Consider the following 22,844-nt stretch of genomic DNA (forward strand, 5'->3'; position numbering starts at 1 on the left):
AAAAAAGCCCGCTGGCAAATAACTTGCCAGCGGGCTTTTTTTATCTAGAACAAGTTACTTCGACGTCGTTGCCTTGGCGCCGCTGTCGCCCTCTTTCGCCACCTTGGCAAAGTCGCCCGCCGTCACGACGGAGACGGCCGCCGGCTTCAGGTAGTCGCGCAAGCCCTGGTTCACTTGCGCCAGGGTCAAGCCGGCCACTTTCGCTTCCAGGTCCTTGTCGTAGGCCATGGTGCGGTCCTGCGCCAGGTAGCCGGCCAGTTCGCGCGCCAGGCCCGCATCTTGCGTGCGGCCCACCTCTTCCGACTGCAGCCAGCCTTTCTTCGCTTCGGCCAGTTCCGCTTCCGTGAAACCGTCGGCCAGCGCCTTGGCGATTTCCTCGCGCAGGGCCGCTTCCACCTTGACCGTGTTTTGCGGCGCGCTGATGGCATACGCCATCCAGTAGCCGGCCGGCTCGCGCGACGGCACGGAAACCTGCGACCCGACGCCGTACGACAGGCCTTCCTTCTGGCGGATGCGGTCGGCCAGGCGGCTGCGCAAGGCGCCGCCGCCCAGCATGTGATTGGCCATCAGCAAGGCCGGATAGGCGGCAGCGTCATCCTTGAGGGGAATCGGCTGGATGGCGAACAGTACGCTGTTGGCTTTGTCCGGGGTTTCCAGGGCGACTTTCTCGCCGCTGACGGACTTGACGGCATCGGGAATGCGCACATACGGCTGCTGCGCCTTCCAGCTGCCGTACAGGCTGGCCACTTGCGCCTTCAGCGCGGCCGGGTCGAAATCGCCCACGGCGGCAAAGGTGGCGTTCGACGCGCCATAGTAAGCGCCATGGAAGGCTTTCACGTCGGCCGCCTGGATGGCTTTCCATTGCGCCAGTTCGGCCGGCAGGGTGGCCACATGGCGCACATGGCCTTCCGGCGTGGCGTCGAGCAGGCGGCGGAAGGCGTTCACGGCCAGCGGCTGCGGTTCAGGCAATTCCTGTTCCGCGCGGCCTACTCTTTCGCGCTGCAATTCCAGGAATTCCGTTTCGCTCAAGGCAGGCTTTTGCAGCACTTGCGCCAGCAGGTCCATGGCGGCCGGCAAGTTGTCGCGCTTGCCCGTCAGGGTGGCCGTGACGCCCTCGGCGCCGCCCGCGATGGCCACTTGCGTGCCCAGCTGGTCGAACTTGTCCTTCACTTCCTGGCGCGACAGTTTATCTGTGCCGCGCGACAACAGATTGGCCGTGTAGCTGCCCACCTGCGCCTTGCCGCGCAAGCTCTCTTCGCTGCCGATCTGCAATTTCAACACGACGCTGACCGTGCTGCCCTTGGTTTTCTTCGGCAGCAAGGCGCCCTTCAAGCCGTTCGGCAAGGTGAAGCGCGTGGTGCGCGCTTCGATATTCTCGGGGCTGGGGTCGAACGCTTCGCCCTGCGCCACCACGGCGCGGCCCGTGTAGCCGGCCAGCTGCGGCGCCACGTCGGCGTAGGCCGGCACGACCGTGCGGTCCGGCGCATCGGTGGGAATGAAGCGGCCCAGGGTGCGGTTCGAGCTCTTCAGGTATTTCTCGGCCGCCGCCTGCACCTGCGCCGTCGTCAGCTTGTCGAGCTGGTCGCGCTGCAGGAAGAACAAACGCCAGTCGCCGGCCGCCAGCGATTCCGTCAAGGCAATCGTCATGCGCGCCGTGTTCGAGGTGATCAGTTCCACCTGCTTGTTCAGCTGCTGCTTGACGCGTGCCACTTCCGCATCCGTGACGGGCTGCGATTTCAGCTCTTCCAGCACTTTCAGCATGGCCGCTTGCGCCGCATCGAGGTTGCCGTCGACGGGCACCAGCGCGCCGAACAGGTTGTAGCCCGGTTCCAGGTTGCTTACCGTGTTGTATTCGATCTTGCTGGCCAGCTTGGTTTCCACCAGCGCCTTGTGCAGGCGGCCGGCCGGCGCGTCCGTCAGCACGTGGCCCAGCACCTCGATGGCCACCGCTTCCGGGTTGCCGGATGGCGCCACGTGGTAGCCGGCGCCGACGAACTGCGTGCCGCCGCTGCGGCGCACCGTCACGGCGCGCTCGCCATCCTGCACGGGTTCGGCCGTGTAGGTGGGTTCGATCACGCGCGTGGGTTTCGGGATCTTGCCGAACAAGTCATTGATCTGCGCCAGGACCTTGGCTTCGTCGAAGCGGCCCGCCACCATCAGCACGGCGTTATCCGGCTGATAATATTTATGATAGAACGCGCGCAGGCGGGGAATGTTCACCTGCTCGATGTCGGAGCGGGCGCCGATGGTCGACTTGCCGTAATTGTGCCAATCGTAGGCGATGGCCTGGATGCGTTCGCTGGTCACGCCGATCGGGTCGCTCTCGCCCATCTCGAACTCGTTGCGCACGACCGTCATCTCGCCCTTTTGCGTCTTCGGATTCCACAGGTCGTTCTGGTCGATGGCCGCGTTGACCATGCGGTCCGCTTCCATGGCCAGCATCTGGCGCAGGTTGTCGTCGTTGGCGGGGAAGGTGGCGTAGTAATTGGTGCGGTCGTACCACGTGGTGCCGTTGAACTGGGCGCCCGTCGAGTTCAGGATCTCGACGGGGGTCTTGGTCCCCTTCCTGACGCCGAAGTTGGCGCTGGGCTTGAACAGCAAGTGCTCGAGCAAGTGGGCCATGCCCGTTTCGCCATAGTTTTCATGGCGCGAGCCGACCAGGTAGACGATGTTGGTGGTCAGGGTGGGCTTGCTGGCATCGGGGAACAGCAGCACGCGCAAGCCATTGGCCAGCCGGTATTCGGTGATGCCTTCGACGGACGTGACTTTGACGGCGGCGGCGCGGCTGGGTGCAGCCTTGCCGGTTTTCTGGCTCGGCGCCGCTTCGACAGGGGTGGCGGCAAAGGCGAACGACGGCGAGAGGATGCCGGCGGCAAGCAGGAGGGCGGGAATGGGTTTCAAGGCAGAGTCCTGGTAACACTACGTTATTAGACAAGCGCAAAAAGCGGGCGCAACGAAATACGAACGCAAGAATGCTCACGGGGCCCGCGCTGCGTCTTCGCTGCCCGGTGACATGGTTGCTCTCGCAATTTACGGCATGCTTGTCACTTACGCAAGTCCTGTCATCGAGCTGTTATCTGCCCGTGTTATACTCTGCGGTTCCAGAACTATCTGCCTGTATATGAGACGAGCTCTCGTCCTGCTCTGCCTTTTTGTTTTCATCGCGTTACCCCAGGCGTTCGCCAGCATGGCCTACGCCAGCCCTTCCCCATTCCAGCACGCTAACGCGGCCGGCGTTGCCATCACGCCTGCCCTCGTTGCGGATTGCCCCGATGCCGACGCCCATGCCGGCCTGCCCGGCGACAACTGCGGCGCCGACGAATGCGACAACGATCCCATCACGCTGTACCCGACCTCGCGCCAGGGGGCGCCGTTTTGCGCCATCATTTGGCAAGCGGGACCGGGAGCACTTGCCGAAGCGGACGCGCGGCGGGCCACCCGGCCGCCGCGCGTCCGCCACCACTTCACGCAATAGCAACATGCTTCCCTGGAGCAGACGCTGCCAGGCACGCTTTATATTGATTTGACTTTACAAGGTTACACACATGGAATGGTTATTTGACCCGACAATCTGGGTCGGCCTGCTGACGCTGGTCGTACTGGAAATCGTACTGGGTATCGACAACCTGATTTTCATCGCCATCCTGGCGGAAAAATTGCCGCCGCACCAGCGCGACAGGGCGCGCGTGCTGGGCCTGACCCTGGCCCTCGTGATGCGCCTGGGCCTGCTTTCGCTGATTTCCTGGCTGGTCACCCTGACCACGCCATTGTTTTCCATATGGATGTTTTCGTTCTCGGGGCGGGACCTGATCCTGCTCGTGGGCGGCCTGTTCCTGCTGTTCAAGGCCACCACCGAGCTGCATGAGCGACTCGAAGGGGTGACCCACGCCCAGGCGGGCCCCAAGGTCTACGCGGGCTTCGGCCTGGTGGTGGCGCAGATCGTCGTGCTCGACGCCGTCTTCTCGCTCGACGCCGTCATCACGGCCGTCGGCATGGTGGAAAACCTGTACGTGATGATGGCGGCCGTCGTCATTTCCATCGTCGTCATGATGCTCGCGTCGAAAGTGCTGACGCGCTTCGTCAACGCCCACCCCACCGTCGTCGTGCTGTGCCTGAGCTTTTTGCTGATGATCGGCCTGTCGCTGGTGGCCGAAGGCCTGGGCTTCCACATTCCGAAAGGCTATCTGTACGCGGCCATCGGTTTCTCGATCGTCATCGAATTCTTCAATCAGCTGGCGCGCCGCAACTTTCTCAAGCTGCAGTCGAACGCCCCGCTGCGCGACCGCACGGCGCAGGCCGTGCTGAGCTTGCTGGGCGGACGCAAGGGCCGCGAAGCCGTGGAAGAGCACGAAGTCAAGGAAATGCCCGACGTCTCCGCCTTTGGCGTGGAAGAGCGCAACATGGTCAGCGGCGTGCTGACCCTGGCCGAACGCTCGATCCGCTCCGTGATGACGCCGCGCGGCGACGTGTCGTGGGTCAACCTCAACGACAGCAGCGACAAGATGCTGCAACTGCTGCGCGAAACGCCGCACAGCATGATTCCTGTCTGCAACGATGACCTGGACAATGTGGCGGGCATCGCGCGCAGCAAGGACCTGATCGAGGATCTGGTCTCGCACGGCAAGATCGACCCGGCCAGCATGCGCGAAGCCGTCGTCGTGCCGGAAGCGGCCGGCGTGCTGAAAGCCATGGAAACCCTGAAGCGCTCGCGCGGCCAGCTGGTGCTGGTGGTCGACGAGTTCGGTACCGTGCAGGGCGTGCTCACGCCCATCGACATCCTCGAAGCCATCGCCGGCGAATTCCCCGACGAGGACGAGCAGCCGGACGTGGAAGTGCTGGGTCCCGGCCACTGGCGCATCGACGGCGCCACGGACCTGCATTATCTGGAGCAAGTGTTCGAGACGGAAACCCTGGTCAGCGAAGACGGCGAGTACAACTCGCTGGCCGGCTTCCTGCTGGCGCATTTCGAGAACATGCCGGCCGTGGGCGAAGTGCTGGAACTCGATGACTTGCGCTATGAAATCGTCGAGGCGGACGAGCGCCGCATCGCCTGCGTGGACGTGCGCCGCATCGAGCCCGATCACAGTTTGTAACACAATGGCAAGCGTGTCCCGCTTGCCATGCCGTATGCTGGGGTCTGCCAATACGGAGACCCCCGATGAAATTTCCCCTGTCAAGCCTGACCCTGCTGGCCTGCGCCGCCTTCGGCGCCCAGGCCAGCGCCCAGACCGCCACGCAGTCGCCCGCCATCAAGCCGGGCCTGTGGCAAGTCGACAGCAAGATGGCGTCGCCGGACGCGGCCACGGACAATGCCATGTCCCTGGTGCTGCAACAGCTGGGCAACCTTCCTCCCGATCAACGCAAGCAGCTGGAAGCCATGGCGGCCAGCCGCGGCCTGGCCATGCCCACCGTGGCGGCCGACGGCGCCGTGCGCGTGACGGCCTGCGTGACGCCGGAAATAGCCGCGCGCAAGCAGATTCCCACGGGCCAGCCCGGCGACTGCAAATCGAAGAACACGGACATCGCGGGCGGCATGCAGGTATCGTTTACGTGCGCGAACCCGAAATCGAGCGGCGAAGGCAAGGTGCTGTTCAGCGGCGACCAGGCCTTCAACATGCAGCTGGCGGTGACGACCAGCGCGCGCGGCGCGCCGGAACAGGTGAATGTGACGAGCAACGGCAAGTGGCTGGGCGCCAGCTGCCCGGCCCAGGCGCGGAACGCTCAGAAACCGTGACGGAAACCCAGGTTGAACGCGGCATCGCCGCGGCCCGCATCGCTGGCATTGCCCACCGTGTAGCGGGCGCCGTTCTTGTTGTGGATCTTCGCGTAGGACGCGTAGAAATCGCTGCGCTTTGACAGCGTGTACGTGAGGCCGACGGCCACCTGGCTGGCGTCGCGGTTGGCCAGGTCGCGGTCATCCTTGCGCACCCAGGACGCCAGCAGCTTGAAGCCGCCCACGGGCACGGACACGCCCAGCAAGGTGTCGCGGCTGTCCGAGGACGACATCGACAGGGCCAGCGCGCTGTAGGCGTTGCTGGGGTCCCACGGCGAACTGCCATAGCCCTTGTTCACGCCCACGGCGGCAAAGGCGGTGGCCACTTTCAGGTCGATATTCGCCGCGATCAAGGTGTTGCGGGCCGACATGTCGATGGCGGGCAAGGTGCCGGAAGCGAGGATCAGGCTATTCTTGCGCTGGTGCGAAATGCTGACATTCACGGCGCCGGCCGAATAGCCGAGCGTGGCGCCATATGCGCGGTTGTTGGCGCTGCTGTACGGCGACTCGCCGAAGCTGTAGATGGCGCTGGCGGACACGCCGCGCAAGGCGGGCGTCACGTATTTGACGGTATTGTCGTAGCGTTTCACGCTGTAGCCGGCCAGGTTGCTGGCGCTGCCGGCCATGCCGCCCTTGAACGGGTCGGCCACGTCAGTCAGGGCCAGGTAGTGCGGGTTGTACTGGCGTCCCAAGGTCAGCGCGCCCAGGCGGCTGTCGAGGCCCACGTAGGCCTGGCGGCCGAACAAGCGGCCTTCTTCCGACTGGCCCGTGTCGTTCTCGATGCCCGCTTCCAAGGTGAACACGGCGGACACGTCGTTGCCCAGGGCTTCGCGGCCCTGCACGCCCAGGCGCGAGCCGGAGGCGACGCCGCCCGACACCTTGGTGCTGGCGCAATGGGCGGCACAGCCCCGTTCGGCCACGATGCCCGCGTCGAGCACGCCATACACGGCAACGTTACCGGATGCGGCACCGCCCGCGCCATCGGCGGCCTGGGCCGGTGCAAAGAGCACCCAAGGCCCCATCCCTATCACAGCAAGCGCAAAATACGAGGTCTTCATGATAAATATCTCGGTAACGTGAATGAAACTTCCCGGTATTGATCAGGACATGCGCTGTGTGTCTGATCTTAGTGTTACCTTATCCTCGCTTTTTGTCCAGCCATCCGTGCGTTGTACAACAGAAACTTCAGCTTAGCCCCGGGAACGGCGTCGCGCACTGACAACACGCAAGTTTGACCATGATTGGGGCAATTTGCGGCAAAATGGCGTTAAATGCAGGCCCTGCCGTAAAGCAATGTTCGCTGGCGAACGTTGCGCAGTTTCGCGCAGGCGGTACACTACTGGTTTTACCGACAGCGGCTCGCCCGTTTTTTCTGCATGCTAGCTATCCTCGAACGCATTGACCCCAACTCCAGCAATATCGACTTGCTGGTGGAATTATTCAACTCACTGCGTCCCAAGCGCCCCCACGACAGCGCTACCGCGATCGCCAACGTGCGCACCCTGCGCCAGCTTCTCAAAGGTAATCCCGCGCAAGCGCGCGCCCTGCACGAATACGTGCTGCGCGTGCTGGCCGCGCGCCGCCACGCCAGCCTGTACACGGACATCGGCGTGCTGTCGAACAGCGGTTTTTTCACGGAATTGAAACGCCGCATCGCCTACCGCATGCTGCCGCCCGCCCTGGGCGACGAATACCTGAACGACGCGCTCGACCAGGTGCTGTACCTGAAGACCGATTATTTGTGGATCAGCAACGTGCCCGCCACGGACTGGCTGGAACTGTTCGACGTACTGACCAGCGACGAGATCGAACTGGCCGTCGGCGACGGCAATATCATGCTGCCGGGCATGCTCGACGCCATTCGCACCCTGTCCTACCGCGTCTGCGCCATGGGCCTGGAACCGGAGCTGACACGTTTCCATAGCGAAATCGAAGTGTTCCAGTCGCCATTCATGGTGCAGAACACGGAAGTGAACGCCTACCTGGATGGCTACACGAATCTGCTGCACGGCAACATCGAGCACATCGAGGACGCGCGCCATCTGCTGGTGATGCTGGACCAGTGCGACGCCGTCATCGCCAAGATCCGCAAGAAAGCGCTGTACCAGGGCACCAGCATTCCCCTCACGTATTTACTGGTGGCGCTGGCGCAAAGCATCGAGCGCCTGCGCAAGCTGCTGTTCCTCGTCGACACGAGCGGCGAACTGCCCGCCTCCGCCAACGTGGACATCGCCGCCATCACCGTCGACGCCACGGCCGACCTGCTCGACGCGCAGCCCGTCAGCCGCCGCCGCGCGGGCGCCGTGGGCCTGGCGCTGGAACTGATCCAGGCGCACAACAACAAATACAAGGTCAGCGACCTGTTTTCCGACAATATCAACTTGCTGGCACGCAATGTGACGGAAAACGCCAGCCGCACGGGCGAGCACTACATCGCGGAAAACCGCCGCGAGATGGGCGCCATGTTCCTGTCTTCCGCGGGCGCGGGCATCATCATCGGCTTCATGGCCCTGTTCAAGATATTGATGTCCTACCTGCGCTCGGCGCCGCTGGTCGAGGCGTTCATGTTCAGCATGAATTACTCGATCGGCTTCATGTTCATCCACCTGCTGCACTTCACGGTGGCCACCAAGCAGCCGGCCATGACGGCCTCGCGCATCGCCGCGGGCCTGCACAGCAAGGATGGGCGGAATATCGACCTCGACAGCATGGCGGAACTGATCAACAAGGTCTTCCGCACGCAAAACATGGCCGTGCTGGGCAACCTGGCCACGGCCATCCCCACGGCATGGCTGATCGCGCTCGGCTACAAGGCGATTACGGGGCACAACCTGGTGACGCCGGAAAAAGCCATGCATCTGCTGCACGATATCGACCCCATCGGCAGCCCCGCCATCTTCTACGCCATGATCGCCGGCGTCTGCCTGTTCGTGGCGGGCCTGATTTCCGGCTACTACGACAACCAGGCGCTGTACACGCGCTGGGCGCAGCGCATCGCACAATTGCGCGGCCTGGGCCGTGTCATCGGCCAGGAACGTTTGCAACGGCTGGGCCTGTACCTGGAAAACAACCTGGGCGGCCTGATGGGTAACTTCTATTTCGGTATCCTGCTCGGTTCCATCGGCACCCTGGGTTTCCTGATCGGCTTACCGATCGATATCCGCCACATCACCTTCTCGGCCGCCAACTTCGCCACGGCCCTGGTGGGCCTGGACCACAACATGAGCTGGCAACTGGCCGTCAAGTCGCTGTCGGGCATCTTCGCCATCGGCACGGCCAATCTGCTGGTCAGCTTCGGCCTGGCCCTGTGGGTCGCCCTGCGTTCGCGCCAGGTGCGTTTCAAGCACGGCATGCAATTGCTGAAGATTCTGGGCAAGCGCTTCCTGAAATCGCCCATCGTCTTCTTCTTCGGTTCGAAAAATCCGCCGCCGCTGGCACTGGCCGATGACTCGGCAAACCTGTCCCCCACGACCAAGGCTCAAAAATGACCGCCAGGCGCATGCAACCCTGCCTCACCGCCCTGATGCTGTGCTGGACCCTGGCTGCATGCGCCTCGCTGCCCAACGTCAAGAACCTCAACACCACCCTGGAACCGGTGGCCAAGCCCAAGGTCATCACGGGCAAGGGCGCCGTACTGAACGTCAACAGCCGCGCGGCCCTGCTCAACAAGCGCTGGGCCAGGTCCGGCATGGACTTGAAAGCCCAGGCCGCGCTGGAGGAAGCGGCCACGGGCGTGCCTTTGATCAAGGGCAATAAGGTGACCCTGCTGTTTGACGGCCCGCAAACGATGGAAGCCATGTTCCAGGCCATCAGCGAGGCCAGGAACAGCATCAACCTGGAAACGTATATCTTCGACCAGGACCCGCTGGGCCTGAAATTTGCCGACATGCTCATCGAAAAACAGCAGGCGGGCGTGACGGTCAACGTCATCTACGACAGCGTGGGCACCCTGGGCGTGCCGCAGGCGTTCTTCGAGCGCATGCGCGCGGCCGGCGTGCACCTGGTGGCGTTCAACCCCGTCAATCCCGCCAAGCTGAAGGGCGACGACTGGAAGATCAACAACCGCGACCACCGCAAGGTGCTGATCGTCGACGGCAAGACGGCGTTTACGGGCGGCGTCAATATCAGCGATACCTATGCGAAAAGCTCGCTGTTCCGCTCGAAATCGAAGCCCACCGACAAGGAGGACGTGGGCTGGCGCGATACGCACGTGAAAGTGGAGGGCCCGGCCGTGGCCGCCTTCCAGTGGCTGTTCATCCGCACCTGGGCCCAGCAAGACCAGGCCGATTTGCCGGACGCCAATTATTTCCCGCCCCTGTCGGAAGTGGGCGACAAGCTGGTGCGCGTCGTGGCCAGCGAACCGGACAGCGGCTTTGAAATCTACAAGGCGTACATCCTGGCCATCCAGGAAGCGAAAAAATCCATCCACATCACGTCCGCCTACTTCGTGCCCGACCAGCAGACGGTCGACGCGCTGACCGCGGCCGCGAAACGGGGCGTGGACGTCACCGTGGTGCTGCCCGGCGTGTCCGACAGCGGCCTGGTGTTCCACGCGGGCCACGCGCTGTACGACCAGCTGCTGGCGGGCGGCATCCGCATCTTCCATTTGAAACTGGCCGTGCTGCACGCCAAGACGGCCGTCATCGACGGCGCCTGGTCGACGGTGGGTTCGACGAACATCGACATGCGCAGCTTCCTGCATAACAGCGAACTGAACGTGATTGTGCTGGGCGACAGCTTCGGCCGCGAAATGGAAAACGCCTTCCAGGAAGACTTGCGCGACTCGGAAGAAATCACCAAGGCCAAGTGGGAAACGCGGCCCCTGTCGGACCGCATGAAGGAATGGGCGGCGCGCTTCATGCATTACTGGCTGTAGCGGCCGCGCCCGCTTGAACGGCGGCTAGGGCGTGCCGAAATCGATGACGCCATCGCCGATCGGATATTCACGCGCACGCGCCTCCCAGGCGTTCTCGGCCACTTTCAGACGGTACTGATCGAACAGGAAAGGCAAGCCTTCGCTGGCCAGGATGTCGGGATTGCTGGCCACCTGAAAATGCAAATGCGGCACCCGCGCATCGCCGGAATTGCCCACCCTCCCAAGCAACTGGCCGCGCCGCACGCGCTGTCCCGTCTTCACCTGCACGCTGCCCGGCTGCAGGTGCGCATATTGCGCGAACTGTCCATTAGCCAGCGCAATCGTGACCACATTGCCGGCAACATTCTCCATCGAGATGGGCACGGCTGGCGTGAAGCCGGCCGGCGTACGGGGAATATTGTCCGGCATGCCATCGCGCGCCTGGACGATCTCGCCATCGGCCACCGCCAGCACATTTTCGCCATACGCGTGATAGCTGCGCACGTCGCGCGCATCGCCTGCGAACATGCTGCCATCGCGATATTTCTTCCAGTCGAGCGCATAGCGCCGGGCGAGCTGTGCCATGCCGCCGGCCACGAACACGCCCATGCGGTGATGAGAATCGATGCTGGGGCCGTTGTCGGCCGTCCAGCCCGTGCCTTGCAGCGGACGTCCCAGCACGGCCAGCGGCGTATGGCGCGTGCCGATGGGAGGACCGTCGGCCAGCGCCCCGTCGAGTAGCAAGCGATGGCGCAAGGTGGCCGGCACGGCGGCGCTGGCGTCAAACGCCAGACACAGATAGACCACGGCGCCCTGCCCGCCCGCCAGTTGCGCCGCTCCCTCCTCGCTGCTGGCGCCGGCCACGCGCACGCGCTGCCGCAGCTGCGCGGCTGTCAGCGCCAGCAAGGCTTGCCGTTCGCTGCCCGCGAGGACTTCCAGGCCGCGCAAGGTCATGGCCTCGTCGGAAAAGTTATGCAGGTGTAATTCGTAGAGCAGATAATTGCGTCCCGTGCCGGCCAATACGGTGGGTTCCAGCGGCGTGCGCATGTCGAGCTGGGGCGGTGGAAACACGGTCGTCTGCACGGTGGTGGCCGCCCGGGCGGGCGCGCCGGCGGCAATCACATCGCAGCCCCGGGGGGGCGGCAGGTCCGCTGCGGTGGCAGCCAACAGTGGCGAGGCGCCGAAGAAACTGCACAGGCAAGCGGCATGGGCAAACAATCTGGCTGACATTGTATCCTTGGAGAAAAGTGGGCACCACGGGCAAGACCGCCGCCGCGTCGCCGCAGAGTAAAAACTGCCAATCTTAGCAGATAAGCATGACCAAAACATAAAATTACCATAGAGTAATTATGGCAGGCGCGGCGAGCAAGGATGGGCGTCGACAGGCGCGGGCCGGCACAGGCGGGGGAAGCGCGGCGTCATTTGCGCATCACCGATAACGCCACCGCCAACAATCGCGTCGGATGACACGGGACCATGTCCCGCCAATCGGACTTACAGCGGCCGCAAGCTGGCCCACACGCCGCGTTCGCGTTCGAACGCTTCCGTGCCGACCTTGTCAAAGTCGGCGCTGTCGTCGCTCCAGCTGTAGCGCTCGACGCGGATGCAGCTGGCTTCGATGCGGATGACGTTGAACGAATTCGACTCGCCCCTGCCCCGCGTGGACGTGGCCGTGCCCGCCTGCACCATCAGCGCAGCGTAGCCGTCGATCTTGTAGCGCGCCGAGGTATCGCCCGCATGGCTGGCATGCAGGTGGCCTGCCAGCAATAAATCCACGCCGCATTCGGAAAACATCTGCAATGCCTGCGGCGCGCGGTCGACCAGATCATCCTTGTCGAAATGCTCGGGCAAGTCAAATGGATGGTGCGTGACGATGATGCGCGTCAAACCGGGCGGCAAACGGCCCAGGCGTTCTCGCAGGAAATCGATCTGCTCGTGGCTGATGCGCCCATCCTTGAACGTCAAAGAACGGGCCGTATTGATACCCAGCACGGCGATTTCCGCGTCCACGTATTCGGGCGACAAATCGTCCGTCACATGGCGCCGGTACTTCAGCAGCGGCGTCAGAAAGCGGGAAAAAACGTTGTACAGGGGCACGTCATGGTTGCCCGGCACCACGATCTGCGGCACCGGCAAGCTGTCGAGAAAGGTCCGCGCCTGCTGGAATTCCGCGCTGCGGGCCCGCTGCGTGAGGTCGCCCGACACCACCACCACGTCCGGTTCCAGCCGTTCGACCAGCGCGCGCAAGGGCGCCAGCAGGGCTGCGTCGACGCGGCCAAAATGCAAATCGGACAAATGCACGAGGGTACGCATGGCGCTACTCCGCAGCGGGTGCCGAGGCCGGCGCAGGCACCAGCACGGCCAGCGCGGCGGGACGGATGCGGTAGTGCAGCGGCGTATTCATGATGGTCACTTCGCCATCGGTGGCCACGCGCAGGCGGCGGTGCTTCGTGGCGATTTCCAGGTCGGTGGCCGTCAGCACATCGAAATCCTTGGCTTGCGACAACTTGCCCAACAGCGCGTGCAAGGCCAGCTTGAGCAAGCCGAGGCGGCCCGGACGCTGCGCCACATACAGGCTCAGCTGGCCGCCATCGAGCCGCTCGCGCTCGCCGATATTCAAGCCTTCCATCAGGTATTCATTATTGCCGATGAAGACAAACGGCGTGCGCCGCGCATGCACGGCGTCGTTGAGTTTCAATTGCACGCCGAGGAAGGGATAGCGGCGCAAGGCGGCCAGCAGGGCCCAGCTGAAGGCCAGCCACTTGCCCCTTCCCAGCCGGCGCTGCTGCTTTTCGCGGTCGCGCACGATATCGGGATACAGGCCCAGGCTGGAATTGTTCAGGAAGATGCGGCCATTCACTTCGCCCACGTCGACCTGGTGCGGCACGCCCTGGGCCACGTTGGCGATGGCCGCATCGAGCGTCAAGGGAATATGCAAGTCCTTGGCGAAATGGTTCAAGGTGCCCAACGGCAAGACGCCAAACGGCGTGCCGCTGCCGGCGACGACGGAGGCGACGGCATTGATGGTGCCGTCACCGCCACCGGCCACGACGACGGGTGCGCCATCGCGCAGGGCCTGCTCGGCCGTGGCGATCATCTCGGCCCCGCTTTGGGCCAGGGTGATGGCGGCGTCCAGGCCCACGGCCAGGAACTGCGCTTCCAGCCGCTGCGCCCAGTCGGACGCATAGCCGCAGCCGGCGCCCGCGTTGATGATGACTGCAATCTTGCTCAGATCGCCCCCCTTATGTGGTTTGCCGGATATGCCGGCGGCGGCGCAGGGTCGACACGCCGGCGATGCAGATGGCCAGCCAGCCATAGCTTTCCGCCATGGCCGCCAGCACATCGCTCAGGTAATGCGCGCCCAGGTAAATGCGGCTGAAGCCCACCAGCGCCGCCATCAGAAACGCCGCCAGCGCGATGGCGATGCGCTTGCCCCAGGCGCCCGGCGCCGTCTGGCAAATCAGGTAGGCGCCCAGCAAGCCGTACAGGGCCGTCGACGTGGCCGTATGACCGCTGGGAAAGCTGTACGTGCTCAAGGCCGTCTGCAGGATGGGCTCGTCAAAGCTGGGCCGCGCGCGGACAAAAATGTACTTTAGCAGCAGGTTCAAAAACATGACGCCCGGCATGGTGATGACCAGGGTAAACAGCCAGTAGGTGGCGCCCTTGCGGTGCAGATACCATCCCAGCAAGGTGGCCAGGGTGATGGCGCCGATCACGCCATGCAGGTGCGTGACGACCAGCAGGCAACTGGTGATCCACGGCACGGCATGCTGGTTGAACCATTGCGCCACCTGCAGGTCGATCACGGTGATCTGGGTCATGCCCATGACGGCTTCGGCGATCTCGTGGAACACCACGATGGCCACCAGCATCAGGGCCACGCCCACCGTCATATGCAGGCCCAGCTCGCCTTCGGGCGACAGGCGCGCCTCGACGAAGCGGCGCAGTTTCGTGGTCCAGCCCGTGGTCATGCCCATGTCATTCTTCTCTTGCAAACTGCTCTCGCTTTCCTGTTTTTGGTGCTGATCAAAAAAACCACACCAGTAAAAAAATACTGTTTATTCATACAGTAGCTGTGTTTTCATACAGTAGTTATGCTATTCTGATGACTCGTTCAACACATCTCCCTCAAAGGAATTGTCATGGCAACATTGAATAGCGGTTTTGGCTCACGGTTCGGCCTGGAATATGCCCCAAGCTCTTTCCTCGTCCGCATGGGCAAGCGCGAAATCCTCGTTTGCCGCGACTTCCGCAAGCGCTACTACACCGTCAATCCCTTGATCGAGTGCGGTACGGGCATCGAGCCGGGCTATGTTGAAGTGCTGCTGATGCGCCGTTGGTTGTTGATCTTATCTAAAGCGCATTAAATACGCCTTAAAAATCTGCTGCGCGGCGCGATTTGCGGCCTGCGATGCTCGCTGTACCAAAGTACAGCTGCGCTTCCTGGCCACCACTCCTTGCCGCTCGCTACGATTTTTCTCGGCGTATTCCGGGGCTTTCGGCGACCTTGCTTGAAAGCCCCGCCCGGCCACGCCGGGAGCGCACCAGTACCGGCCAGCAGCACGCTGGCCGACCCCTCATTACTGCGTGCGTTCCGGCGCGGCCGGGCTGGCAGGTGTTGTCGCCACCGGCTTGATATCCACATTGGCACCCGCGTTGGCGGGCGGCACCGTGTCAAACACATTCGCTTCGTACCACAGGGTTACGAACAGCACCATCACGACGGGGCCGATGAACAGGCCCACGAGGCCCAGGGTTTCCACGCCGCCCAGAATGCCGAACAGCACGGCCAGGAAGGGCAAGCGGGTGGCGTTGCCGATCATGCCGGGGCGCACGAAGTGGTCCGCCACGAACAACACCACGGTGCCCCACACGGCCACGCCGATGGCGGCGCCCACATTGCCCTGAAACACCAGCAAGGCGGCCGCGCACAGGTAGGCGAGCGGCGCGCCGAACGGGATGATGGCCAGGATGCCCGTGGCGAACGCCCACAGGGCCGGCGACGGCAAGCCGGCGATGGCGTAGGCAATACCGATCAACACGCCTTCAGCCAGCCCCACCAGCACCAGGCCGTTGACGGTGGCGCGGATGGCCGTGGGGATCTTTTGCGCATAGCGGCCCCACCGTTCCGGGCGCAGGAAATGGCTGCCGACGGCCGTGATCTGGCGCGTCAACGCCTCGCCATCCTTGTAGAAGAAAAACAGGCATAAAAACGCCAGGCCGAAGTCGACCAGGCGGTGGAACACGTCCGCGCCGAGGATTTTCAGCATGTCGCGCGCGGAATGAAAGCCGCCCACGGCGCTGCCCGCAAAGAAGTGGCTGAGGCCGTGGGGCTGGCTCAGGGTGGCTTGCCACCAGTCGCCGATGGCGCTGCCGGCCAGCGGAATGTTCGCCACCCAGCCAGGCGCGGGCAAGCCATCCGTATTTGCATGGACGACGAAATTGGCCAGCACGGGCACTTCGCGCGCCGCCTGCGCCACGCCGAACAGCACGGGGATGATGAAGATGCAGGCAAACGCCAGGGTCAGCAGGGCAGCGGCCACGATGGTGCGCTGGCCCAGCGCCGCGCGCACGCGCACATACAGGGGCCAGGTGGCCACGCACAGGATGCCCGCCCACACGAGCGGCAAAAAGAAACGCTGCATGACGAAGGCCGTCACGGCGATCAGGGCCAGGGAAAAGCCTGCGCTGACGATGTCGCGCTGGGTATCGCTCATACCACTCCATTCGTGCCCCGCACCGTGACCGGTGACGGGACTTAGCTACGCGCCGGTTGCGCAGGCGTAGCGTAACACGGCGGCATGGCGATCCCGCGCCCGCCCCGCCGCAGGCAGCGGCTGGAGCAGGCGCTTACACGAGGCCCAGTTCCACCGGTTTGACGCCGGCAAACACGTGGTCGAGTTGCGCCGGCGTCAAACCGAAGGTGCGGCGCAGTAAGCCGCCCAGCACGGCGCGGTACTCGTTGAGCACCGGCATGTCGCGGTTCTGGAACAGGGTCGTTTGCGAAATCGCCACTTGCTCGCCCGCCACCTGTTTCCCCTTGATGCCGCCGCCCAGCACCCAGAATACGCTGCCGTGGCCGTGGTCCGTGCCGCGGTTGCCGTTTTCGCGGAAGGTGCGGCCAAATTCGCTGACCACCACCACCACGGTGTTGCGCCATTCGCTGCCCATTTCCTGCGAAAACGCGGCCAGGCCCCGTCCCAGCTCATCGAAGCGGCCCGCCAGGTAGCCGTTGGCGCCGCCCTGCCCCACATGCGTATCCCAGCCGCCCACGTCGACGAAGCCGATGTTGTATTTGTCTTTCATCAGGCGGGCGATGCGCTGCGCCTCCAGTTCAAAACCCTTGGTGCTGATGGCGTTGCGGTTGGCCGCCTGCATCTCTCCCGTCAATTCCTTGTTCACATCGTCGCGCACGGCAAAACCCGCGCTGACCGGTTGCTGCAAGGGCGTGCCCCGGTACATGGATGCGATGACCTGGCTTTGACGCGCATCAATGCCCGACTTGCCCACGGAGCGCAGCCCCATGTTCGGCACCTGCACGCCGCCCTGGAAGATCAGGGGCAGCTGGTCAGTGAAGGAAATGGCGTGATTGCCCTGATTGCTGTTCAGGCTTTGCGCCAGCCGGTTCAGGAAACCCGAACGGAAATCGCGGCGTCCGCCGATCTCCTGTCCCAGCTCGATGCTGTCCTGCGTCTCGAAATGGCTGCGCGTCAAATCCGTCGTGCCCGCAAACGGTATGAAGGCCGCCTCGCCGCCGTTAAACATGGGATAGATGGTCTCGCGCAGGGCCGGATGCAGACCCCAGTCCGCATTCAGGGCCAGGGCGCCATTGTCCGCACCCGGTTTTGCAATGGCGATATTCGGCCGCGATGCATAGTAAAAATCGCTGCCGACCGGCACCAGCAGATTGTTCGCGTCATAGCCGCCGCGCAAAAAGACGAACAGCAGCCGGGCATTCGTGGCGGGCGCGGCCAGCAAGCTGCCCGCATGCGACAGCAGGGGCGCGGCGGCCAGGGCTTTCAACAGGTCACGACGGTTCATGGCAACTCCTTTAATCTAACGGTGCATCATTTCCGGCGAGGAAAGAAGAAATGTGTTCCACTCCTGCGGCGTGGCGGCCTGCTCCAGGGCCTGGCGCGTGGCCGGGCTCAGGCTTGCCTGCAGCGACTGGTAGTACAGGGCGCTGGCCAGCTGGGGAAACGCCACCTTTTCCTGCGGCTGCGGGCCATCCGTCTTGAACAGGCCCGCGCTGCCCGAGCCGATGGTGCGGGCGATATCGAAGCGTGTCGTCATCTGCCCGGGACTGGCCCAGGAGGCGTCCGCCAGCGGATAGCCATCGGGCGTCTGGCGCCCGTACAGGGGCTGGCCCATGCGCGAAAGCCAGTTCAGCATGGGGCCCGCGTTCAGGATGGGCTTGTCGTCATAGCTGAGGCGCACGGCCGACACCACGTAATGCATGGGGTCCTTGAATTTCTTGCCCAGCGATTGCTTGAACTCGGGGCTGCCGAACATGGTCTGCAGCACGTCGGCGATCATGCCGTCGCTGCTCTGGAAAGTGGCCGCCATGCGCGCCACCAGGGGCTCGGGCGGATTGTCTCCCACGAAATACTGGGCCAGCTTGCTGCTGATGAAATGCGCGGTGGCGGGACTGCGGCTGAGGCGGTCGAGCGCTTCGTCGAGTTCGGCCAGCCCCCTGCCCTTCACTGTGTGTCCCAGGAATTGTTTATCGCCGTAATCGTGGCGGTTCGGATTGAATTCGAACAAGCCCCGGCGCACATACTGCGCCTGCAGCGCCGGCCTGACTTTCGGCGCATCCGGTCCCAGGTTCACGCCCACCCCGGTCAGGATGCGCGCCAGCTCCTGCACGTCGGCCTGGCTGTAGCCGCCGTTGACGCCCAGGGTGTGCAGCTCCATCAGCTCGCGCGCATAGTTTTCATTAATGCGCTTGACGGCATTGGCTTCATTGTCCAGGTAGCGCAGCATGGCCGGATGGTGGACGGTGGCGCCCAGCAAGTCGCGGAATTTCCCCAGCGCGTGCGGCGCGATGGCGTTCGCCTCGTAATCGCCCACCATGGCGCGCAAGTTGTGCTTGCCCTGGTGCACGCTGAAATGGTTGAGCCAAAACCAGCTCAGCTGCTGTTGCAGCTGGTTAGGCGAATACACGTCCAGCAGCACGGAGCGGGTGGCCGCCTCGCGCGCCAGGCGGTTGAGTTCTTGCTGGTAATCCTTTTGCGCCTGCTGCTTCGCCATGTCGTCCATGACGGCGGCCGATTCCTTGCGCTTTTGCTCCATGGACAGCACCAGCTGGTCGAGCGGCACCTGGCTGATGGTCATGGCATCGATCTGCGCCTGGATGGCGGGCGGCAGGCTGGCTTTGCCTGGATGCAGCTGCGCCTGCAGGTAAGCATTCCACCCTTGCGCCTGCACCTGGCGCACGCTGCCCGCATTCACGCCCCAGCTGACGCGCTCGAGCATGGCGATGCCCTGCGCGGCATTGTCCGGCGCGCCGGCGCGCGGGCTGGCGGAGGGCGGCAGCGGGCCGCCGCTGCCGCCCGTGCCGGCGCAGCCGGCCAGCAGCAGCAAGGAAATCAAGGTCGTCGGCAACAGTCGAATGGGGTACATGGCAATCCTTCAAGCGGTTTCATGCAGAATGCCTGAGGGTACGCCCAGGTTGACCTGCGCATGATTGCCATTTGCAACGAGTTGTAATCAATAATGCTGTTTTAACAACTCCGCGCACTTGTCGCGCAAAAAATCGCGCAGTTGCAGCACCAGCGGCGTCACCTGCGCCCGGTGCATGCAGACCAGCTGCAGGGGCGTGGCCTCGCCCGCCGCCTCGGGCAGCAGCACCTGCAGGCGGCCGGCGGCCACGTCGCCGGCAACGTCGAGCCGCGATTTATACGCGATGCCCAGGCCCGCCACGGCCCAGCGGCGCACCAGCTCGGCATCGTCCGCGCTGCGGCTGCCGCTCACTTGCACCGTCACCTGCTCGCGCTGGGGCAGGCGGTAAAAGGTCCAGCGGTCGTGCATGCCGTCTTCCAGCGCAAAACGCAGGCAATTGCGCTGCGACAAGTCTTCCAGCGCCAGCAAAGGCCCATGCTCGCGCAGGTAGCCGGGCGACGCCACCAGCACCCGGTCGTTGGCGGGCGCGATGGGCATGGCGACCATGCTCGAATCGTCCTGCTGGCCGTAACGCAAGGCAATGTCCACTTGCTGGCGCACCATGTCGGCCACCCGGTCGCTGACGCTGAGCTGGTACTGCAGCTTTGGGTGGCGCGCCTGGAATTCGTCGAGCCAGCCCAGCATCAGGTTGCGCCCCAGGTCGGAGGGCATGGCAATTTTCAAGGTTCCGCCGAAACTGTCCTTGCCGGCCAGCAGCGCATCGTGGCCCGCGCGCAGCAGGCGCAAGGCTTCGCGCGCGTGCTCGAGATATTGCGTGCCTTCCGCCGTCAGGCTCAGCGAACGGGTCGTGCGGGCCAGCAGGCGCAGGCCCAACTCCCCTTCCAGGCGCTTGACGGCGGCGCTGGCCAGCGCGGGCGAAATGCCGATCTCGCGCGCAGCCGCCGACAGGCTGCCCCGGTCGGCCGTGCGCACAAATACCTGCAAGTCATCGAGTCGCAGCAATTTTCAGCATTCCTTTGAAAGTGTTTCGGTACGCGCCCTCTTTTTCCTGGACGCGAAAGCCACCATCATACGTCATCGCCTCCCCACTCTTGACCAAGGATTACCATGAAAGCCATCGCCTACCGCCACAGCCTGCCCATCACGGATGCGGACGCCCTGCTCGACATCGAGCTGCCCACGCCCGTCGCCACGGGGCGCGACCTGCTCGTCGCCGTCAAGGCCATTTCCGTCAACCCCGTCGACGCCAAGGTGCGCAAGAACCGCGCGCCGAAAGAGGGACAGCCGGAAGTGCTGGGCTGGGATGCGGCCGGCGTCGTCACGGCCGTGGGTCCCGACGCCACCCTGTTCCAGGTGGGCGACAAGGTCTGGTACGCGGGCGCCATCAACCGCCCCGGCAGCAACAGCGAATTTCAATTGGTCGACGAGCGCATCGTGGGCCACATGCCGGCCAGCCTCGACTTTGCGCCCGCCGCCGCCCTGCCTCTCACCAGCATCACGGCCTGGGAACTGCTGTTCGACCGCCTGCAGATCAGCCGCGACAAGAATCTGGCGGACAAGTCGCTGCTGGTGATCGGCGCGGCCGGCGGCGTCGGTTCCGTGCTGGTGCAGCTGGCGCGGCAATTGACGGGCGTCACCATCATCGGCACGGCCTCGCGTGCGGAAACGGCCGACTGGGTGCAGGAACTGGGCGCCCACCACGTGATCGACCACAGCCAGCCCCTGGCTGCCGAAATCACGCGCCTGGGCTTGCCGCCCGTCGATTACGTGATCAGCCTGAATCAGACCGACAAGCATTTCGACCAGATCGTGGAATTGATCGCGCCGCAAGGCAAGTTCGCCCTGATCGACGACCCCGAACACATCGACGTGCGCAAGTTCAAGGGCAAGAGCGTGTCCCTGCACTGGGAACTGATGTTTACCCGCTCGCTGTTCCAGACGGCCGACATGGTCAAACAGCATGCATTGCTGGAGGAACTGGCCCAGTTGGTGGACGCGGGCGTGATCAAGACCACCCTGGCCGAGCGCTTCGGCACGATCAACGCGGCGAATTTGAAGCGCGCGCATGCCCTGCTGGAAAGCAACACCGCCAAGGGCAAGATCGTTCTGGAAAATTTCTAAACGCCGCTAAAACCTGCTGCGCGTCGGAATTTGCGGCCTGCGATGCTCACCGCCTCGGCGGCCCCGTACTTCGTACGGTTGCGCTTCTCGGCCACAACCTCCTTCCGCTCGCGACGGTTTTATCTGACGTTTTCTGAAGTGGTAATCAGGATGGCCCGAAAATCATTGACGTTCGTCAAGGTCGGGCCCGTGATCACGCTGTCGCCCAGCGCCTGGAAGAAACCGTGGCCATCGTTGTCGTCCAGGCTGTCGCGGGGCTTGATACCCTGTGCCCAGGCGCGCTGCAGGGTGTCCGGCGCCAGAAGCGCGCCGGCGATGTCTTCCTGGCCGTCGACGCCATCCGTGTCGCCCGCCAGCGCGTGGATGCCCCGCTGACCGTCCAGCGCGATGCCCAGCGCCAGCAGGAATTCCACGTTGCGTCCGCCGCGGCCGTTGCCGCGCACGGTGACCGTCGTTTCGCCGCCCGACAGCAGCACGCAGGGGGCGGGAAACGGCTGGCCCCGCAAAGCCGTTTGCAGCGCAATGCCGGCCATCACCTTGCCCACGTCGCGCGCCTCGCCTTCCAGGCTGTCGCCCAATATATACGGCGTGATGCCGGCCGCGCGCGCCACGCCAGCTGCCGCTTCCAGTGCCAGCTGCGGCGTGGCGATCAGGGTGGTCTGCGTGCGCGCCAGGCGGGGATCATCGGGTTTCACGGATTCGCCGCGCCCGCTTTCCAGCGTTGTGCGTATGCTGTCCGGCAAGTCCATGCCGTAGCGGCGCACGATGGCCAGCGCATCGTCGCACGTCGTCGCATCGCCCACCGTGGGGCCGGACGCGATATCGCCCAGCTTGTCGCCGGGCACGTCGGAAATGGCCAGGGTGACGACTTGCGCCGGATGGCAGGCGGCCGCCAGCCTGCCGCCCTTGATGGCGGACAAATGGCGGCGCACGCAATTCATTTCGCCGATGGTGGCGCCGGACGCCAGCAGCGCGCGGTTCAAGGCCTGCTTGTCTTCCAGGCTGATGCCGTCCAGGGGCAAGGCCAGCAGCGACGAGCCGCCGCCCGAAATCAGACACAGCACCGTGTCGTCGGCCTGCAGCTTGCCCACCAGATCGAGCATGCGCCGCGCCGCCTGCATGCCGGCCGCATCCGGCACGGGATGCGACGCTTCCACGATCTCGATGCGTGCGCACGGCACGGCGTAACCGTAGCGCGTCACCACCAGCCCGGAGAGCGGCCCCGGCCAGTGCTGCTCCACGGCTTGCGCCATGGCGGCCGACGCCTTGCCGGCGCCGATGACGATCAAACGCCCCTTGGGTGCGGGCGGCAGATGGGGCGGCACGCAGTGCGAGGGCTGCGCCGCGGCTACGGCGGCGTGGAACATGGCTTGCAGCAAGGCGCGCGGCGCTGGGGTCGTCGTCATTCGTGTCTCCTCCGGTATCCGGACTCGATCATAGCAGTGCCGGCAAGCCGGCAGCTACAATGGCGGC

General features: G+C 64.2%; 18 protein-coding genes. 7 read left to right on the forward strand and 11 right to left on the reverse strand.

The annotated features are described in order from the left end of the window. Positions 1 to 54: 54 nt before the first annotated feature. A complete protein-coding gene (locus GCN74_RS08810) occupies positions 55 to 2,901 on the reverse strand; it encodes a M16 family metallopeptidase (RefSeq protein ID WP_152256310.1) in 2,847 nt (948 codons plus the stop codon). A gap of 286 nt (positions 2,902 to 3,187) precedes the next feature. Between GCN74_RS08810 and GCN74_RS08815 the strand changes: the two genes are divergently transcribed. The 3 genes from GCN74_RS08815 (at position 3,188) to GCN74_RS08825 (ending at position 5,734) form a co-directional block, all read left to right on the forward strand. After that, positions 3,188 to 3,475, forward strand: a complete 288-nt coding sequence (locus GCN74_RS08815; protein ID WP_152256311.1) for a hypothetical protein — start codon at positions 3,188 to 3,190, stop codon at positions 3,473 to 3,475. A gap of 70 nt (positions 3,476 to 3,545) precedes the next feature. After that, a complete protein-coding gene (locus GCN74_RS08820; protein WP_152256312.1) occupies positions 3,546 to 5,093 on the forward strand; it encodes a TerC family protein in 1,548 nt (515 codons plus the stop codon). Between the two features lie 65 nt (positions 5,094 to 5,158). Then, a complete protein-coding gene (locus tag GCN74_RS08825) occupies positions 5,159 to 5,734 on the forward strand; it encodes a DUF3617 domain-containing protein (RefSeq protein WP_152256313.1) in 576 nt (191 codons plus the stop codon). On the opposite strand, the gene GCN74_RS08830 is transcribed toward GCN74_RS08825, so the two are convergent. Further along, positions 5,722 to 6,783, reverse strand: a complete 1,062-nt coding sequence (locus tag GCN74_RS08830; RefSeq protein WP_319633455.1) for a porin — start codon at positions 6,781 to 6,783, stop codon at positions 5,722 to 5,724. The genes GCN74_RS08825 and GCN74_RS08830 overlap by 13 nt on opposite strands. Positions 6,784 to 7,149: 366 nt before the next feature. On the opposite strand from GCN74_RS08830, the gene GCN74_RS08835 reads away from it, so the two are divergent. Then, entirely contained in the window at positions 7,150 to 9,261 is a 2,112-nt protein-coding gene (locus GCN74_RS08835; protein ID WP_152256315.1) for a site-specific recombinase, read from the forward strand. 11 nt (positions 9,262 to 9,272) lie between these two features. Beyond that, positions 9,273 to 10,649, forward strand: a complete 1,377-nt coding sequence (gene cls / locus GCN74_RS08840) for a cardiolipin synthase (RefSeq protein WP_413541534.1) — start codon at positions 9,273 to 9,275, stop codon at positions 10,647 to 10,649. A gap of 24 nt (positions 10,650 to 10,673) precedes the next feature. Here cls and GCN74_RS08845 read toward each other — a convergent pair whose 3' ends face one another. From GCN74_RS08845 to GCN74_RS08860, 4 genes are all read right to left on the reverse strand, one after another. Further along, positions 10,674 to 11,858 carry a M23 family metallopeptidase gene (locus tag GCN74_RS08845; RefSeq protein WP_152256317.1) on the reverse strand — a complete coding sequence of 395 codons (1,185 nt, stop codon included), beginning with the start codon at positions 11,856 to 11,858 and terminating at the stop codon, positions 10,674 to 10,676. Between the two features lie 264 nt (positions 11,859 to 12,122). Further along, a complete protein-coding gene (locus GCN74_RS08850; RefSeq protein ID WP_152256318.1) occupies positions 12,123 to 12,941 on the reverse strand; it encodes a metallophosphoesterase family protein in 819 nt (272 codons plus the stop codon). Between the two features lie 4 nt (positions 12,942 to 12,945). Further along, positions 12,946 to 13,944 (reverse strand): diacylglycerol/lipid kinase family protein, encoded by a 999-nt coding sequence (locus tag GCN74_RS08855; RefSeq protein WP_226938942.1) that lies wholly within the window; start codon positions 13,942 to 13,944, stop codon positions 12,946 to 12,948. Beyond that, complete coding sequence (locus GCN74_RS08860; protein ID WP_152256319.1) at positions 13,871 to 14,605, reverse strand: phosphatase PAP2 family protein; 735 nt, start codon at positions 14,603 to 14,605, stop codon at positions 13,871 to 13,873. Before GCN74_RS08860 ends, GCN74_RS08855 begins: the two co-directional genes overlap by 74 nt. 165 nt (positions 14,606 to 14,770) lie before the next feature. Between GCN74_RS08860 and GCN74_RS08865 the strand changes: the two genes are divergently transcribed. Further along, positions 14,771 to 14,995, forward strand: a complete 225-nt coding sequence (locus GCN74_RS08865; RefSeq protein ID WP_010396348.1) for a hypothetical protein — start codon at positions 14,771 to 14,773, stop codon at positions 14,993 to 14,995. Positions 14,996 to 15,208: 213 nt separating this feature from the next. Here the strand turns inward: GCN74_RS08865 and GCN74_RS08870 are convergent, their stop codons facing one another. The 4 genes from GCN74_RS08870 to GCN74_RS08880 form a co-directional block, all read right to left on the reverse strand. Next, complete coding sequence (locus GCN74_RS08870; RefSeq protein WP_152256320.1) at positions 15,209 to 16,345, reverse strand: AI-2E family transporter; 1,137 nt, start codon at positions 16,343 to 16,345, stop codon at positions 15,209 to 15,211. Between the two features lie 133 nt (positions 16,346 to 16,478). Continuing rightward, on the reverse strand, positions 16,479 to 17,669 hold the full coding sequence (locus GCN74_RS29245) for a DUF1501 domain-containing protein (protein WP_226938943.1): 1,191 nt from the start codon (positions 17,667 to 17,669) through the stop codon (positions 16,479 to 16,481). Between the two features lie 15 nt (positions 17,670 to 17,684). Continuing rightward, complete coding sequence (locus tag GCN74_RS29250; RefSeq protein ID WP_226938944.1) at positions 17,685 to 19,250, reverse strand: DUF1800 domain-containing protein; 1,566 nt, start codon at positions 19,248 to 19,250, stop codon at positions 17,685 to 17,687. An 87-nt stretch (positions 19,251 to 19,337) separates the two neighbouring features. Next, complete coding sequence (locus tag GCN74_RS08880) at positions 19,338 to 20,252, reverse strand: LysR family transcriptional regulator (protein WP_152256321.1); 915 nt, start codon at positions 20,250 to 20,252, stop codon at positions 19,338 to 19,340. Positions 20,253 to 20,357: 105 nt separating this feature from the next. Here GCN74_RS08880 and GCN74_RS08885 point away from each other — a divergent pair, with 105 nt between their 5' ends. Then, positions 20,358 to 21,371 carry a zinc-binding alcohol dehydrogenase family protein gene (locus tag GCN74_RS08885; protein ID WP_152256322.1) on the forward strand — a complete coding sequence of 338 codons (1,014 nt, stop codon included), beginning with the start codon at positions 20,358 to 20,360 and terminating at the stop codon, positions 21,369 to 21,371. A 119-nt stretch (positions 21,372 to 21,490) separates the two neighbouring features. Here the strand turns inward: GCN74_RS08885 and GCN74_RS08890 are convergent, their stop codons facing one another. Beyond that, a complete protein-coding gene (locus GCN74_RS08890) occupies positions 21,491 to 22,777 on the reverse strand; it encodes a glycerate kinase (protein WP_152256323.1) in 1,287 nt (428 codons plus the stop codon). Between the last annotated feature and the right edge of the window lie 67 nt (positions 22,778 to 22,844).

The organism is Janthinobacterium sp. FT14W (assembly GCF_009208755.1).
GTDB classification, from domain to species: Bacteria; Pseudomonadota; Gammaproteobacteria; order Burkholderiales; family Burkholderiaceae_D; genus Janthinobacterium; species Janthinobacterium violaceinigrum.

What these genes read in the sequence shown, in the direction of transcription:
- GCN74_RS08890 (WP_152256323.1), bottom strand. Translation starts at nt 22,777, where the DNA reads ATGACGACGACCCCAGCGCCGCGCGCCTTGCTGCAAGCCATGTTCCAC.
- GCN74_RS08885 (WP_152256322.1), top strand. Translation starts at nt 20,358, where the DNA reads ATGAAAGCCATCGCCTACCGCCACAGCCTGCCCATCACGGATGCGGAC.
- GCN74_RS08825 (WP_152256313.1), top strand. Translation starts at nt 5,159, where the DNA reads ATGAAATTTCCCCTGTCAAGCCTGACCCTGCTGGCCTGCGCCGCCTTC.
- GCN74_RS08845 (WP_152256317.1), bottom strand. Translation starts at nt 11,858, where the DNA reads ATGTCAGCCAGATTGTTTGCCCATGCCGCTTGCCTGTGCAGTTTCTTC.
- GCN74_RS29245 (WP_226938943.1), bottom strand. Translation starts at nt 17,669, where the DNA reads ATGAACCGTCGTGACCTGTTGAAAGCCCTGGCCGCCGCGCCCCTGCTG.
- cls (WP_413541534.1), top strand. Translation starts at nt 9,273, where the DNA reads ATGCAACCCTGCCTCACCGCCCTGATGCTGTGCTGGACCCTGGCTGCA.
- GCN74_RS08835 (WP_152256315.1), top strand. Translation starts at nt 7,150, where the DNA reads ATGCTAGCTATCCTCGAACGCATTGACCCCAACTCCAGCAATATCGAC.
- GCN74_RS08865 (WP_010396348.1), top strand. Translation starts at nt 14,771, where the DNA reads ATGGCAACATTGAATAGCGGTTTTGGCTCACGGTTCGGCCTGGAATAT.
- GCN74_RS08850 (WP_152256318.1), bottom strand. Translation starts at nt 12,941, where the DNA reads ATGCGTACCCTCGTGCATTTGTCCGATTTGCATTTTGGCCGCGTCGAC.
- GCN74_RS08815 (WP_152256311.1), top strand. Translation starts at nt 3,188, where the DNA reads ATGGCCTACGCCAGCCCTTCCCCATTCCAGCACGCTAACGCGGCCGGC.
- GCN74_RS08870 (WP_152256320.1), bottom strand. Translation starts at nt 16,345, where the DNA reads ATGAGCGATACCCAGCGCGACATCGTCAGCGCAGGCTTTTCCCTGGCC.
- GCN74_RS08860 (WP_152256319.1), bottom strand. Translation starts at nt 14,605, where the DNA reads ATGGGCATGACCACGGGCTGGACCACGAAACTGCGCCGCTTCGTCGAG.
- GCN74_RS08855 (WP_226938942.1), bottom strand. Translation starts at nt 13,944, where the DNA reads ATGGCTGGCTGGCCATCTGCATCGCCGGCGTGTCGACCCTGCGCCGCC.
- GCN74_RS08820 (WP_152256312.1), top strand. Translation starts at nt 3,546, where the DNA reads ATGGAATGGTTATTTGACCCGACAATCTGGGTCGGCCTGCTGACGCTG.
- GCN74_RS29250 (WP_226938944.1), bottom strand. Translation starts at nt 19,250, where the DNA reads ATGTACCCCATTCGACTGTTGCCGACGACCTTGATTTCCTTGCTGCTG.